5 protein-coding genes are annotated in these 15,618 nt (G+C 28.8%); all 5 read right to left on the minus strand.

The window, feature by feature from the left end:
• Positions 1-125: 125 nt before the first annotated feature.
• Positions 126-1,520 (minus strand): DHA2 family efflux MFS transporter permease subunit, encoded by a 1,395-nt coding sequence (locus tag GFU93_RS03500; RefSeq protein WP_160567316.1) that lies wholly within the window; start codon positions 1,518-1,520, stop codon positions 126-128.
• A 242-nt stretch (positions 1,521-1,762) separates the two neighbouring features.
• Positions 1,763-10,084, minus strand: a complete 8,322-nt coding sequence (locus tag GFU93_RS03505; RefSeq protein ID WP_160567318.1) for a CARDB domain-containing protein — start codon at positions 10,082-10,084, stop codon at positions 1,763-1,765.
• A 14-nt stretch (positions 10,085-10,098) separates the two neighbouring features.
• The gene (locus GFU93_RS03510; RefSeq protein ID WP_160567320.1) at positions 10,099-13,689 is read right to left on the minus strand and encodes a dockerin type I domain-containing protein; all 3,591 of its coding nucleotides are present in this window, start codon (positions 13,687-13,689) and stop codon (positions 10,099-10,101) included.
• Positions 13,649-13,921, minus strand: coding sequence for a leucine-rich repeat domain-containing protein (locus GFU93_RS10185; protein ID WP_160567516.1), 273 nt, complete (start codon positions 13,919-13,921; stop codon positions 13,649-13,651). Before GFU93_RS10185 ends, GFU93_RS03510 begins: the two co-directional genes overlap by 41 nt.
• A 1,009-nt stretch (positions 13,922-14,930) precedes the next feature.
• Entirely contained in the window at positions 14,931-15,593 is a 663-nt protein-coding gene (locus tag GFU93_RS03525; RefSeq protein WP_160567325.1) for a YiiX/YebB-like N1pC/P60 family cysteine hydrolase, read from the minus strand.
• Between the last annotated feature and the right edge of the window lie 25 nt (positions 15,594-15,618).

Consider the following 15,618-nt stretch of genomic DNA (forward strand, 5'->3'; position numbering starts at 1 on the left):
CTATCATGAATTATATTTATTTAACCTATATTAATAATAATATAAAATTTTATTATTTTATTACAATATTAAATAATGTAATAAAAAATAAAATGAATAATTATTTTTTAATTTTTACTGTTCAGTTACTTAAATTTTTTTATTCCTGACATCTCTGCTCCATCTTCGGGATTTAGATATTTAAATGTAAAGGATGAAAGTATGGTTATAATACCCAAAATGAATAGGGTTGCTTTAAAGCTTGAACTTACTTCGTTAAATATTTCTGATTGATTGAATCCCCTTAAAATTAGAGAACTTAAGGATATTCCAAAACTCACGGATAGCTGTTGTGTAACTGAAAGTATCGTATTACCTCCACTTGCATTAGCGGGTGTTAAATCAGCCAGAGAAATGCTATTCATTGAGGTCATTTGAATAGAATTAAAAAAGCCATATAAAACTAAAATAGGAATCAACCAAAACAATGAAGTATTTTTATCCGGAAATGAAAATAATGAAATCGATAAACCTAAAATTATCGTATTCGAAATTAATAAATTTCTATAACCAAATTTCTTTACCAACGGGATTACCCAAGATTTAGCAAAAATGGTTGAAATAGCAGAAAATATAAGCATCATTCCTGATACAGTAGGAGATTTACCGAACCCGACTTGCAACATAAGTGGAAGCATCAACGGAACGCCTCCAATACCTAATCGAGTGATCAAATTTCCTATGATTCCAATTTTTAACGTCCTTATTTTAAATAAGTTTAAATCGATAATAGGCCGAACTATTTTTTTTGAATACATCACATATACACTTAATAAGCTAATACCGACGAGTAATAAAATCAAAACATTAATTATATCGGTCATTCCTTCTCCGGCAAATTCTAAACTTAACGAAAGCAATACTAAACCTAAACTGAATAAAATAAATCCGAAAAAATCAAATTTGCCTGTATTTTTTTTATAGTTTGGAAAGGCTTTCCAGGCAACCAAAATTCCTATGATACCTATAGGGATATTAATTAAAAATATCCAATGCCAACTAGCAATTTCAACCAACCAGCCTCCTAAAGTTGGACCAATAACCGGTCCTATTAATCCGGGAATAGTAATAAAATTTATAACTTTCAAAAGTTGATGTTTAGGGTAGGAATAGATCAACGTTAATCTTGAAACGGGAACCATCATAGATCCTCCAATGGCTTGCACAATTCTCATACAAACCAACATTTTCAGAGATACGGAAACTACACATAAGAAAGATCCTATGGTAAAAACAGCAATAGCTAAAATAAATATATTTTTAGATCCGAATTTATCTGAAAGCCAACCACTTAAAGGAATTAGTAATGCTAACGTTAATACATAAGCTATCAATACCGATTGCATTTCGAGGGGAGATTTATGTAAGTCTTTTGCTATGGAAGGAAGGGCTGTATTTAATATGGTTGAATCCAGAAATTGCATAAATATAGCCATTGCAGCTATCCATGGTAAATATTTTGAAACTTTTCTTTCTGTCATTTTTTATGTAAATCACAAAATAATTTTACAAACCTCTCAATATATACATTGTATTCGGTAAAGTTATAGTTTTATTATACAAAATTTGTACTGGAAATACATTTATAAAAAATATGTTAAACATTACAATAAGTATACATTTTTATATTTCACATAATTTTATCTCTGTTTAATTTTTTATAATTTATAATCTATAAAAAAAGCCCTTTTTTTAAAAGGGCTTTTTTGTGAGATTAAATCAATTATTCTACTGTAAATTTAAGTTTATATGCTTCTTTACTGTTATGTAAAATCAGATAATATACTCCACTCTGAATTGGACTTACATTAATTAGTTTCTTAAAGTTATCAGTTACTTTTATTTTTTCTTCACTATAAATTTTTCGTCCGCTTAAATCATAAATTGACAAATTGAAATTTCCTTCTTTACCTTTCATCAACAAGGTAAAAATTCCTTTATTAGGAACCGGTACTAATTTTAACGTTTTAGTATCAGTTATTTCAATTTCATCAATGGATAAAGAATTATCTACTTTTACTTTTATTGATGTTGACTTGTTGCAGAATGTTGGTGTTTGATATTCCAACGTAATAGTTTGATCTCCTTTTTCCTTCCATTTTACTGATAGTACGTTTTTATTTTCATTAATAATCTCACCTCCGGTAACTGTCCATTTATATGAATTCATGTTTGAAGCGGCTACATAGTTTTCAACCGCATTGACTGTTGAGGTTTCAGAACCGGAAATTTCCGATTCAAAGTATTGGATTTCACCTAATTGTATAGATGCTATACCGTTTCCTTGCAATCCGCTAATTTTTTTATGGAGATAATTCAAATTAACGCCTAAACTTATATCACCGTTATTTTTTAGACTTTCCAAATTCGAAATTTCAAACTCTCTATCAGATATTGAATTTATTTTTAAATCTTTACCTGATATTTTTATCCCTGCTGATTCGATCACTAAAGCATCAACATTTAAATCCGATTTTACTATATCTTCAGTAAAATTTAATTTGATATGTTCTATCTCTGAACATGAAACTGTTCTTTTTGTAATTTGCAAGAAATTAGCTGAAAGTTCGTTTCCGTCAATGTAAGTATCTAATACTACAGGACTACTAGCATTTCCATATGAGTCGTAAACTATCGCTTTAAATTTATTTTTGCCTTTAAAGTTACCTACGGGTATCTCTATCATTCCTTTATTATCTTGAACTATTTCTTGAATTATGGTTTCATCGGATATAGTAACCATATATATAATAACTTTTCTATGATCTTCAACGGTTTCCATCTGCAACATAACATCATCTCCGGAAGTGATATTATCTGTTGATGAAATACCTCTATCGGGTGTTAAGTGCATATTAATTACTGACAGAGGCTTTTCGAAACGAACCGTCCAATTTTTATTTACAGAACCGGTACCATAATTTCCAAATTCATCTATAAATCCTTCTTGATTTACTAGTAGCTTATAAGATCCTTCTGACTGAGTATAGTTACCTAATTCTGAAACTAAATAATGTAATTCATCTTGTTTGATTACCGTAATTAAAGCTTTTTGATTTTCAGTTCCTTTAATTAACTGAACCCATTCAGGCAAAAATTCAGAAGTGATCGGTTTGTTAAGGGTTATAAGAACATCCGTTACATTTTGCGCATGTACAGCACCTTGATATTGAAGCTCAAATTGATCAACTTCCGGAAGATTTTTATCTACTTTCCATGAGAATTTTTGTACTATCAAACCTTTTGATCCGTCTTCTGCTACCATTTCCGGTAAATTTACCTCTAATTCATAATTACCGTTTTCGACATTATATTCATTCAAACCGCTCAATGTATATTTTATACCTCCGGCTACATTAGTTATTGTAATGTTTTCCAAAGGTTTTCCATTTAAAGAAATTTTTTCTTTATTAAATTGCGTCGAAGCTATTTTTTTATTGAAAATAATTTCTATACTGTTTAAAGGTTGTGAATTAAGTTGATCTGAGGTAAACTGCATAATTCCCAATTCTCCGATGACCTGAGTCCAAGAAACTGATTTTCCTTCTTTTCCTTCATTTCCTTTAAGATCTTTAATTCCCGCACATTGAACCGTTAATTCATAATATCCTGAAGAACGAGTTAATGCTTTTAAATCCACAACAAATACAGAATCATTACTTATACCTATTTTAACATTATCTTGTGATAATTTAATTTCTGCTCCTTGATGTATCAGACGTAGATTCTTATAGCTAAATGTTTGTTTCTGTATAGGTTTGTTAAAATGTACTTCCACATATTCAACCGGTTGTGTAGTGGTTTGCTCAAGAATATTCGCAAAGGACACTACTTTCGGAACATTCGTGTCTATGGGCGTATAATATAGTGTATAGGTAGTGGTTCCCTCTACTTTATCTACGAAATGAAGCTTATTTTCATATTTAGGATCTTTTCCATCTCTTAAGGTTACAAAAGTTTGCCAGAAATTTTCAATAGGTAATTCTAAATTATCTGAATTACGAATAACTTTAATTAACTTATACAAATCTTTACCCGGATCGGTAATATTTCCATAATTCCAACCTATGAAAGAAGGTGTAATGCTTAACTGTGTAGTAACTTGCGATGGTGATATTTCGTTAGTTACTTTAGCGGCAGAAACTTGAGATACTTCCTCACTTTCACCGTTAGAATAATAAATCATATCCGGCGTATCATTTAAATCTGGAATATCATTTACCAAGAAATCAGAAATATCATCTTGACCTTTGCCGTATGCTTTTACACTTTTAATTAATTCATGTATATGGTATTCCTTGATCAAACTTAAATCTTTATTTCCATAACTATTTAAATGTTTTACCTTAATATCGTATTTTACAAAATGTCCTAATAAAGTGCTGGTAAACCACCACTGACCAACCATAGCTTTTTGCGGCGCAATTGAACCGAAATCGATATTTAACAATCCTAATTGCTTCGGTTGATTGTTCATTCTACTGCCGATCATTTCAAAATCAATCAATAAACCTTTTCTATTTTCGATTATTTCCGGTTGCATGGATTGTACTTGAACATTTTTTGCGGTTCCATACCCTTCATTTTTAATTAATAAAGACATTTCTGCCGGCACCATTGGCTCTACTTTTTCCGTTAATGGATCGTCTCCTATAATATCTCGTTGCATAAAATAATGCAATACTAAGTCGGGACTTGGATTTACCTCTAAGGTTACCGGAAATAATTTTGCTGATACTTTTTCTCCGGTTTCCGGATCCAAATAAGATAAGGTTCCACCAAACGAATATGATTTTGATACGGTAGGCGCTGCTTCTTTGGTCGGAATATAGATAACTGTTCCTATACCATTTGAATTAGCTCCTACTATTCCGGATCCGTTTAAAAATTCGTCCTTATTAATTTGGAATAAATGAGTTACATCTTTGTTATTTTCATCAGTGATTACCAAATTTAAATTGATATTTTTTATTTCTTTAGAAGAACTGTTATTTATTTCTAAAGTTCCTTCAAATGCTTCTCGGGTCATGGTCATTTTTTGCGAAAAACGAACACTGATTGTTGCGCATACTGATGATTTATTTGATTCTTGTAATTCATTATTTAATTCTTCAAAAAAATCTAAGTCATCTTGAAGCATTTTTTCTGCTGAATTATAACCTCTGTTGTTTACATATTTATTAAAATTTTCTATTTCAAGTTTATATTGAACTAAACTGTCTTTACTTATTATATTTGGATACTCTTTATTTGGAGATAAAATTCCTATATTCCAAGCATCTATAGAAGAATTCCATCTATCACAAAATTTATCTATATAAATATCTGTAAAATATGTATTAATTAGATTTGATTTAATTCTTGCAATATCATTAATACTAAATTTCTTATCATTATCAAGAAAATTAGCTACTTCCAATAATAATTGTTTAAAATCATAATTATCTCTCCAATTTTCTTCATTAAAAATTTCTTTTATTCTTTTATCCTGAGCTTTATCAGCTTTATCGAAAGCTTCAAAATCTTTATAAAAAAATGTCAATTTTTCTAAATCAGGGGAATAATAATAGGTTTTATTTAATAATTCATCAATAATGCATGTTTTTAATGTCGAACCTATTCCAATAGCGCAGCTTAATTTACCTGAAGTTATGCATCCACCTACAGCGAGGCTTAAATCTATTAAATCAGTTGAAGTTGCAATTGATACAGTACAAGTTATCGGAGCTACAATAGTACCTACAACACATGTAAAAAAGGTATTCACAACGCTAATTACACAACTTTTATCACTATCACATATATTAGGTAGATTAGTAATATAAGTGGGTATAGACCAAGGGTCAATATCAATATTTCCATTTCCTTTAGGATAATTAGGTCCATCAGGAGTATTAATTGGAGTTTTAGGTGGATCATTTTTAGATTCACAATTTCCAAATACTTTAAAGTTTCCTGAAGCAATTATATCAGCTAAACTTGGACCACATGGGAAAAGAGCCCTTATATCAAAAATAGCAAAACATGGAAGAAAATTAAATTTAGACTCCGGAATTTTTTCAATTAAAACCGGAATAATTACTGAACTTTTAGCTTGTATAACATCTAATCTATCTATAAGCGGTGTTAATTTATACCCATTGATTTGACTAATTGATATTTTAGCATCTAAAGCATTGATCAATCCATGATTTGTTACAGTTACGTAACTCATCATACTTTGTCCAGTTTCCAATTTTATTATAGATTGATCAATATCAACAACTAGAACGGGTTTTGGTACATTGGTTTCAAAAGTAACATCTAAATTCATCTCGTATTGATCTTCTATTTCCGTGGGTTTTACATTCCATTCATACGAAACCGCTTGATAAGATAAAAATACCGATTTTCTATTCGTTTTTCCAGGTTCTATCTCAAAATTATTTTGATAAGAATCATGCTTATTAGCAGATACTAAGACCGAATACCAACCTTCAGGTAAATTTTCAGCAGAAAATATTCCGGTACTATCGGTAATTCCTTGTGCAACTATGACTCCTGTATATGGATGACGAACAATCACTTTAGCTCCTTGCACATGAGGCGCTTTTTCTGTATTGTAAGTGTACTCATCAACAACATCTATTTGTAAAGTTCCTTTATTTTCTGAAACAGTTTCAATAGTAAAAGGAATACTAATCCCATTACCATTAGATAAATTAAGAGCTATATTTCCTTTTAAAGGTACATTTATTTGTTGCTTATCCGTTGGTTTTAATTCTAATACTATTTTTAATGTATCTGAGGCTCCTAATTTATCAATTTTCTCAGGAGATTTCAATTTTAACCATTCCAATTTAGGAACATCTATTTTTATATTTTTAGCTTCGGTTGAACCTATATTTACAACTTTTACTTCATATAATCTCGATTTTCCCTTGACCATGCTCGTGTTTATAGTTACAGGATCTACTATGAGCTTAGCTTTTTCCGTATGACAATAATACCAAGAGGTAAAAGGAGTTTTAGCCCCTTCATCTGAAATAAATTCTGCTCTTATTTCATAATATTTTCTTACTGACGATGCTGAATTAGGAATTAAAGTGTATTTTAAAACACCTTCCTCACCGGCATTTAGATTTAGTGATTTAGTTTCCAGTTTAAAATCAGCAGCAGCAGGCAATTTCACCTGTATATTAGTGAGTGTTGTTCGAGTATTATTTTTCAATTTAAACTCTCCTTCCAATCTTTGTCCTTCGGTGACCTCCCATTTCAAATAGTCCGACGGTTTATTAACCCACTCTACTCCTAACAAATTGAAATCATCTTGTGCCTTAACTTTCATTCCCGGATAGCCTGCGGCTATTTCATAAAATCCGTTTTCTCCTTGGAGAGGAGCAAAATCATAGGCAAAATTTCCTGTGGCATTGGTTTTTATAGTAAACGATCTTACAAAACCTCCGTTATTTATGCTTATTTCAACAGGCTTATTAGCGGCTAAACTTCCATTAATATATTTTGCCGAACCTTTCATGGTTATGATTTCCCCCGGTTTATAAACTTTTCTATCAACCTGTATATCCGCTGTATAAGAAGGTTTTAACTCTATTTCTTTATAGGATTCATTATTAGTATATGTTAATTCTTCTATATTCTTATCTGAGTTTAGAACTGCCACTAAGTTAAAAGAACCTGCCCGATCCGGTAATTGAATTGTATGTTTAAAATCTATACTTTTACCGGGATTGATTTCATTTTCAATTACCGCCTCATCAAAAGGTTTTAAATCTTTTATCGATGTATTTGTTGATAAATAGTATTCTATTTTCATTCCTTTAGGAAGCACAGAAAATCCTTGATTTTTAATTTCGATTGATATCTCTGTAACTTGCCCTCCCTCTACTGTTTCCGGGGCAATAATTGAGTTTATAATTGCATCAGGCTTATTTTGATCGGTAACTAATATCCAACCGAACCCGGAATTATAATCCTGCGCTTCTGCCTGTATCCTAATCGTTTGATCTCCTTTAATCGTTGGGTCAATTAATGTATTAATTGTTACTTCAACAGATTGTTTTCCTGAAGGTATCTCAACCGTTTGTGGAATTTCCAAAATTGTTGGCGAATCGGATGAAAGTTTTACTAAAAGTGATTTAGTAAGATCTTCATTTCTTACCGTATTTCGAGATATAATAATTTTTGCTGCTTTTTTAATTCCTGCTTTTACTGTAGATGGATTTGCTTTAACTGTTAAGGATAAGCCATCATTATCTAAAATTGTTACTTTACTTTTATATTCTGTCCCCGATATTCCACTAGATGCACCACTACATCCACAACCTGGAATATATAGGGATGCAGTAACGGTAACTACTCTGGTACTGTCAACTATAGAATTATCTACTACTCCTATTGAAAATTTCTTTTGAGTTTGTCCGGGTGTAAAAACTAGTTTTGAAGGAATAAGTAAAGCATCCGCAATATCCGTTTTTAACAGAAGGGTAGCATTACTTTCCGTATTATCTAACCTTCTAATAATTGCTGTAGTTGCGTAAGTCCCATCTCCTTCAGAAATTGTTGTAGGAGATATGATAAATTCAAAGGAAGGGATGTTAGCTTTATTTAATTTTATGTCAATACTCTCTTGTTTATAACCAACTGCACGGGCTGTGATTTTAGCTGAAAGTTCGGCTTCTGGAACTTTGGTTTCAATTGCTTCAACATCAAATGAAACTTCTTTCATTCCTGCTTTTACCAACAGTTCATCGGGGATTTTTAATCGTTTATTGTAATCTGTTTCTAAATTAATTTTAATATCAGTAGAAGGAACTTGCATAAAATGCAAGGTAATTTTACTTTTATCTCCCGGATTTAAATTAGTAGAAGAAGCAGTTATATTAAATGATGGTATTTCATCATCTATAATTGTTATATCAAAAAAAGTCTCTTTATAATCATTCCCTGAAAATGTAATCCTTACTGTTCTATCACCGTCAATATTCGTATTATCTATGGGTTTCGCATAAATAACTGCTGTAGATGCTCCATTTTTAATGGTAACGGATTCCGGAAGTGCAAACTGATTTTCTATAGAGCTTTGAATAGTAAAAGTTTGATCTTTTGATATATCTCCGCTTCGGTTTAACAATATTTTAATTTTATCTTCAGAATTTTCAAGAATTTTATTTTTATCAGTTTCAATAAATAATACTTTATTTAAAAATATTGAATTAGCAGAAAGTGCTTTATTGTTATCTTTATCTGAATCAGGTTCTTTCACAGATGATTCAGCGATAATATTTACTTCTAATTTACAATTTCCATCAAACCCGATAATTTTAGGTAATTTAAATTCTCCTTGCCTTATAATATTATCATTTTGATTTAAATCATTTTTATAAAAAATTGAACCTAATAAATATTTTTGATCGTTTATCTCTGAAACAAGATACACTTGTTCTGTCCAACCTCCTACGGCAATTTTTTTTCCTAAATTTTTAACTTTCCACGAAGCTGTTAGTTTTTTATCGGGTACAGCTTCTGACCCTAAAGTTGTAACTTCAGAAACTTCTAAATCGGGAGAAAAATCTTTTTTAATTAGCAATTTTCCTCCTTGATGGTTAGAACCTACATCCTGAATTTTAGTTGAACTTACTATAACATTTTTTAATAAAATATCAAAAGATTGTCCATCTTTATAAGTAATTGGTATTTCAATAGGAATTTCAATAAGAGTTCCTCTATTTCCTTTAAAGACTTTATTAGTATAGGAAAATACCATGAAATGATAATTCCCATCTTTATCCAAATTAGTAAATAGTACATGATCTTCTCCTTTACGATCTTGCTTCAAAATACTTTCTTTATCATATACAATTAAACCTTTCGGAACAACTAATGTAAATTCTACACCAATAATAGGATCACTATTAGTTAAATCTATATTTATTTTCGTTTTTTCACCTATACTTGCTGATACACTCGGAATTTGTAAACTATTCTGAGCAGATAACATAGTTATGCATAATGTAAAAACGATTTTAAATAGCGTTTTTATTTTCATAATCATTATTTTTATTAATCGGTTACTAAGATTTTTCTTTTATATGTTTTCTTATAATTTCTAAATTTTTGTTCTAAAAAATAGATATATACACTGGGCGTGAGGTTGCTTTTAAATAAAGTATACTCACAATTTCCTTGGTTTACCGGCAAATTTTTTACAACCTTTACTACCCTTCCTTGAAGATCATATAAAGTTAAATGAACATCTAATGCATTATCCGGAAGATAATACTTTATAAAAGTTTTCTCTGAAAAAGGATTAGGTGTATTAGTTACTTTATTCGATAAATCATTAGCTTCATTAGTATCCTCAATATTTAATAATTTACCATTAATTTGGAACACAATTTCTTCAGCCTTTTCATTGGACAATAGTCCAGATACAATTTTACTACCTGAAGGAATTTGAGCTATGGGATGTTTTCCAACTTTAAGTCCATCTTTAGTGCTAAAGCATAGTATACTAATTAGTTCATGATTCTTAGAAACATGTAAAGTAAAATCTTTTGGGTTTAGTAAGGATATTATATTTTCATTTAATCCTCCTTTTAATCGAATATCAAAAGCTGAAACCGTTTGATCAAAATTTTCTATATATAAAATATTGTTTTCAATACTTAAATTACTAGTCAAGTTTCGAGAAGTAACTTCATTTTTAACTTGAGGATTTTTTTCTAAAGTATTACTCTGAATCTGATTTACTAATAGTAATACATCCAGTAAATTTATATCAGAATCCTTATTTATATCAGAAGCGGAATAATTAAAATATTTAGGATAAATAGATTGCAAATAATTTAAAATTGTTTGTATGTCAAGAACATTAACTACTCCATCCATATTTGAATCTCCGTCTTTATATGTCAAAATATAGCTTATATTACTATATTTTGTTGTGCCTGATATCTGTTTTAAGGTTAACTCTTGATTAGTTGGAATATTCCATCGTTGAATTAAGTCTACTAATTTTATACCTTTCTCTGGTATAGTTATATTCTTACTGAAATCACCAATAGTGATCGAATAACTTTGATTAATAAATTTATGTGATTTATGATCGTATCGATTTATGCTTGTATCTTTTATCACAGTTTGATCAGATAATGGTAATTTTCCTAAATCAATAGTTTGACGATCCAAAATGACTGTAACATTTGATGGAATTATTTTTTCAATACCATTTATACGGTTAGAAGAAAGATTTATCGATTTAAGTTTAGGTAAATCTGCTATTTCTTTCGGAATTATTCCGTTTAAATTATTGTCGGAAAGATTTATTTCAATGATATGTCCTTCATTATGAATTATCCCTTTCCAAGATTGTATATGTAGATTATTTGATGAAATATCCCATTTTTCTTTCCATTGATCACCATTTGTTTTTTGGTATAGCTTCACCAAAGCTCGATATTCTTCGTCAAAGACCGGAGTGGTAGATTGTCGTACAATGCCTTTATATCGGTTATGTGAACCTGACGCAGAACCGTCTGATTGCCAAATGGCTATAGAAGCACTATCGGGTATTTCTGATATATTTATATCTGAGAAAATGATCAAACTGTCTTTAGCTGTACTTTTGGATATATTTAAATTATTAGCCTGTAAGTAAAATGTATTTTTAGCTTTGAAATCAGAATTTTTAGTATCGTATAAATTAATTTTATTTAGCTTAACGATAATTTTATCATCTTTTAATTCTAAATATTCATCTTTGCTGCTCTCTTGATTTCGTATATCTGCATTGTTAAAAGTTAATGGATGATCAATATCGGTAAAAGAATTATTCGATAAATCAAGCTCATTTATTTCTTTTAATTCATTTAACACTATTGAAGGAATATTCCCGGAAAAATTATTATTAGATAAAATCAATTTTTTTAGTTCTTTTGATTCCGACAATGAGGCAGGAATGTTTCCGGAGATTTTATTACTTAAAACATTTAAAATCTTTAATTTTTTTAAATTACCTAATGATATGGGTAATTCCCCTTCTATTTCGTTTGAGTTTAAATTTAGAACTTCAAGATATTTCAATCCTGAAATTTCCTCAGGAATAGTTCCCATCAACAAATTATTTGGTAAAGAAATAGATATTATATGTCCATCTTTAATTCCTACACCATACCAATTTTCTATATGTAGGTTATTTTTCGACACATCCCATTTATTTTTCCATAGAAATCCTAGTGTAGAAGAATGAAACTTTTTTAAAATTTCAAATTCAGTAGCTTCCACCTGTCTACCGAAAGTTAATTTATCATAATATATGTTTGTGCCTTGTGCATATCCTTCCGTTTGTTCAATTCTTACCTTATCTCCATATTTTACTCCCCACGAAGCTATATCCTTAAAATATAACATTCCGTTATTAGAATATGTTGATCCCTTTCTTACATTATTAATATATATATTAAAAATATATTTTCCATTAAGGTTTGAAGATCCGTTGTTTATGGAGAAAACACAAATTTGCGGAAGTTGGATAATCAATTCATTAGTGCCCGTTTCTAATTCTGAAATTTTAATAGTTTGATTTTTAAAATTTATATTTGAAATTGCCCAATGATTTTGAATTAATGATTTTGGTAGGTCTGTGAGTTGATTTTCATTGGCTTCTAATTTTATTAAACTCGTCATATTTCCTATGGTTGTGTTTAATTGGGTTACCATTGATTTACCTACATCCAGATATTTTAATTTCTGTAACTCTCCCCAACTTTCCGGGATTGGCCCCCCTATTTTGCTTCCATATAAGTATAAGCTTTCTAAATTCTTTAATCCCGATAAAATACTCCAATCCGTCCCCTGAAAATCTTTTTCAACTCGATAAGAGGATAAACTTAAATAGTTTAAGTACTCCAAATTTTTTATACTTTCCGGCAGTTTGCCTTTTACATTATAAAAATAATATAAACTAAGTCCGGTGACATGTCCATTCTCTACTGTTATGCCATCCCATTTTACTTCATGTAAATTATTCTCCGTTATATCCCATTTTTTCCAACTAGAATAATATCCTTTCCAGTTCGCTCCATTAAGCTGGTTATAAATATCTACTAAGGCTTGGTATTCTTTTTCCGGTACTTTCGGTAATTCTATATTTACTTGGGAAAATCGTAGATAATTGTCTCCCAAATAAGTATTATTTTGTGTATACGTTTCTTGATATAAATAGAGATCATCTCCTTTTTTAATTGNTGATAATAATTCTTTGGGTATAGTTACTATTCCTTTTTCTGATACCGGCAAGTATTCTCCTATTTGACTACCTCTTAAATAAATACGAAGTAATGGTTTTTGACTGAAATCATTTTTGGTTCTATTATATAAAAATAGTTGGGGTAAGCTTATTTCTATATCTTCTCCTTTATATGTGATTAGAGGTAAAGTAATGGTTTGTTTACTTAAATCGTAATCCGTTATGCTATAAGGTAAAAAAACTTCTATGGTTGAAATTTGATTACTATATAATTTTACTGTCTTTAAGCTTTTAATCTCTTCCAGTTCTTTGGGTACTTTTTTGAATTTATTATATGAAAGATCTAAATATTCCAACTTACATTTAGAAATTGATGGGGGTAATTCTTNGTATTTGATTTCCATCTAATTCTAATCTTATTAAATTTTCCATATTTCCTATGGTGGAATGTAATTGATTTATTGAGTTATACCTTACTTCTAAATGCTTTAATTTCTTTAATTCTCCCCAACTCTCCGGTAATGATCCTTTTATTTTATTCCCATACAGATATAAAACTTCTAAATTTTTTAATCCGGATAATACATTCCAATNTGGTCCCTTGAAAGTCTTTTTGTATATAATATGAGGATAAATTTAATATTTTTAAGTATTCTAAATTTTTTATGCTTGTCGGTAGTTTGCCTTTTACATCATAAAAATAATAGAGGCTTAACTCTGTTATATGACCATTTTCTACTGTTACTCCATCCCATTTTATTTCATGTAAATTATTTTCCGTTATATCCCATTTTTTCCATGAATTGGATCCACTCCAATTAGAACCGTTCAATTGGTTGTAAATATCTACCAAGGCTTGGTATTCTTTTTCCGGTAATTGCTTAACATTCAATGATTGTGAAAAACATAGAGAAAATGAAAACAGATAAAATATAAGAACTAATAATAATCTATTCATAAATAATTATATTTAATTAATAATATCTAATTTAAATAAAAATACATGAAATATAAACAAATTGTTTATATTTATATAAAATAATAAATAGTATATATTATACAAATATAAAATAATATTAATTCATTAATAAATTATTTTACATTTAAATTGAAAATTTCAAAAATATAATTAAATAATAATCAATATCCTTATTATATATACTATGTTTATATTTAATAATTAAACTAAAATAAATTTAAAACATATTGAATTATAATAAATATATTTTATTTATCATTATAACAACAATAATCAATATTTTATATCATTAATTAAAAAAAATAGATTTATAGTTTTATTTATGAATTTTTGATTAAAAATAATTAAGATTTATAAAAAATATAAAGGGCTGAGACTTTTTTTAAAGTTAAGTGTTTAGATCAAATTATTAATATATCAATCTATTAAATTAATAAATTTTTTATATTTGATAATACATTTATAATAATAATAATAATAATAATATATTTATTAGTTTAATATTAAATAACAATAATTTTAATTCAATTTTTATTTCTAGCGTTAGAATAATTTTTAAAGAGAAATGGGCTAATTAATTAATGTAAAATTTAGATTTATATTATTTGACAATTTAATGGTATAAAAAAACATATAAATGATGTATGTAAAACCTCATATTGATATCTAGGGTTTACAATAATAAACGATATCGATGACATCAGATTTAGACATAGCTCCCGGATTAATTCCTAATTCTCCTTCCGGAATAGGAATTCCTAATTTTTGAAAATGACTTTCCCAATACGGAATAAATTTTCCTGTCTCGGAGGATTTAAATGTCATTACATTTAAAGGAAATACTTCTTTATTACCATTGGATTTATACAAAATTTTATATATAAGCTCTGAACAATAGTATTGATCATTAGTTAAATCAAAAGCGTCATCGTATTCTTTACCTATTAATTTTTGAGCTTCTTTTATCGCTTGTGGAATCAATTTTTGATAGGGTGCTTTCAATCTTCCTACAACAGAAATGGGCGGTTTATTTTCATATTTTTTTGGAACTAAAAATTCTTCCAGCGGTGTAATTTTTACTTTTGGATGAGTTGCTTCAATTACATAAAATGATTTTGTAATAGAATCTTTATATACCATTCCAACATGGGTGAAATTATAATTTTCTATGCCTGAAGTAACCTGTTTGATCGCGCTATCCATATTTTTAGCATAGGATTCTTGAAACAGTAAATCTCCATCTTTTAAATCAAATGTAAATGAACTATAAATTTGTGAAAAAACAAAATAAAATTGATATATAACGATTAGGCTAAAATACTTTTTCATAGATTCTATTTTTCGTCACAAATAT

Source organism: Apibacter sp. B3546, assembly GCF_009827885.1.
Classification (GTDB): Bacteria; Bacteroidota; Bacteroidia; order Flavobacteriales; family Weeksellaceae; genus Apibacter.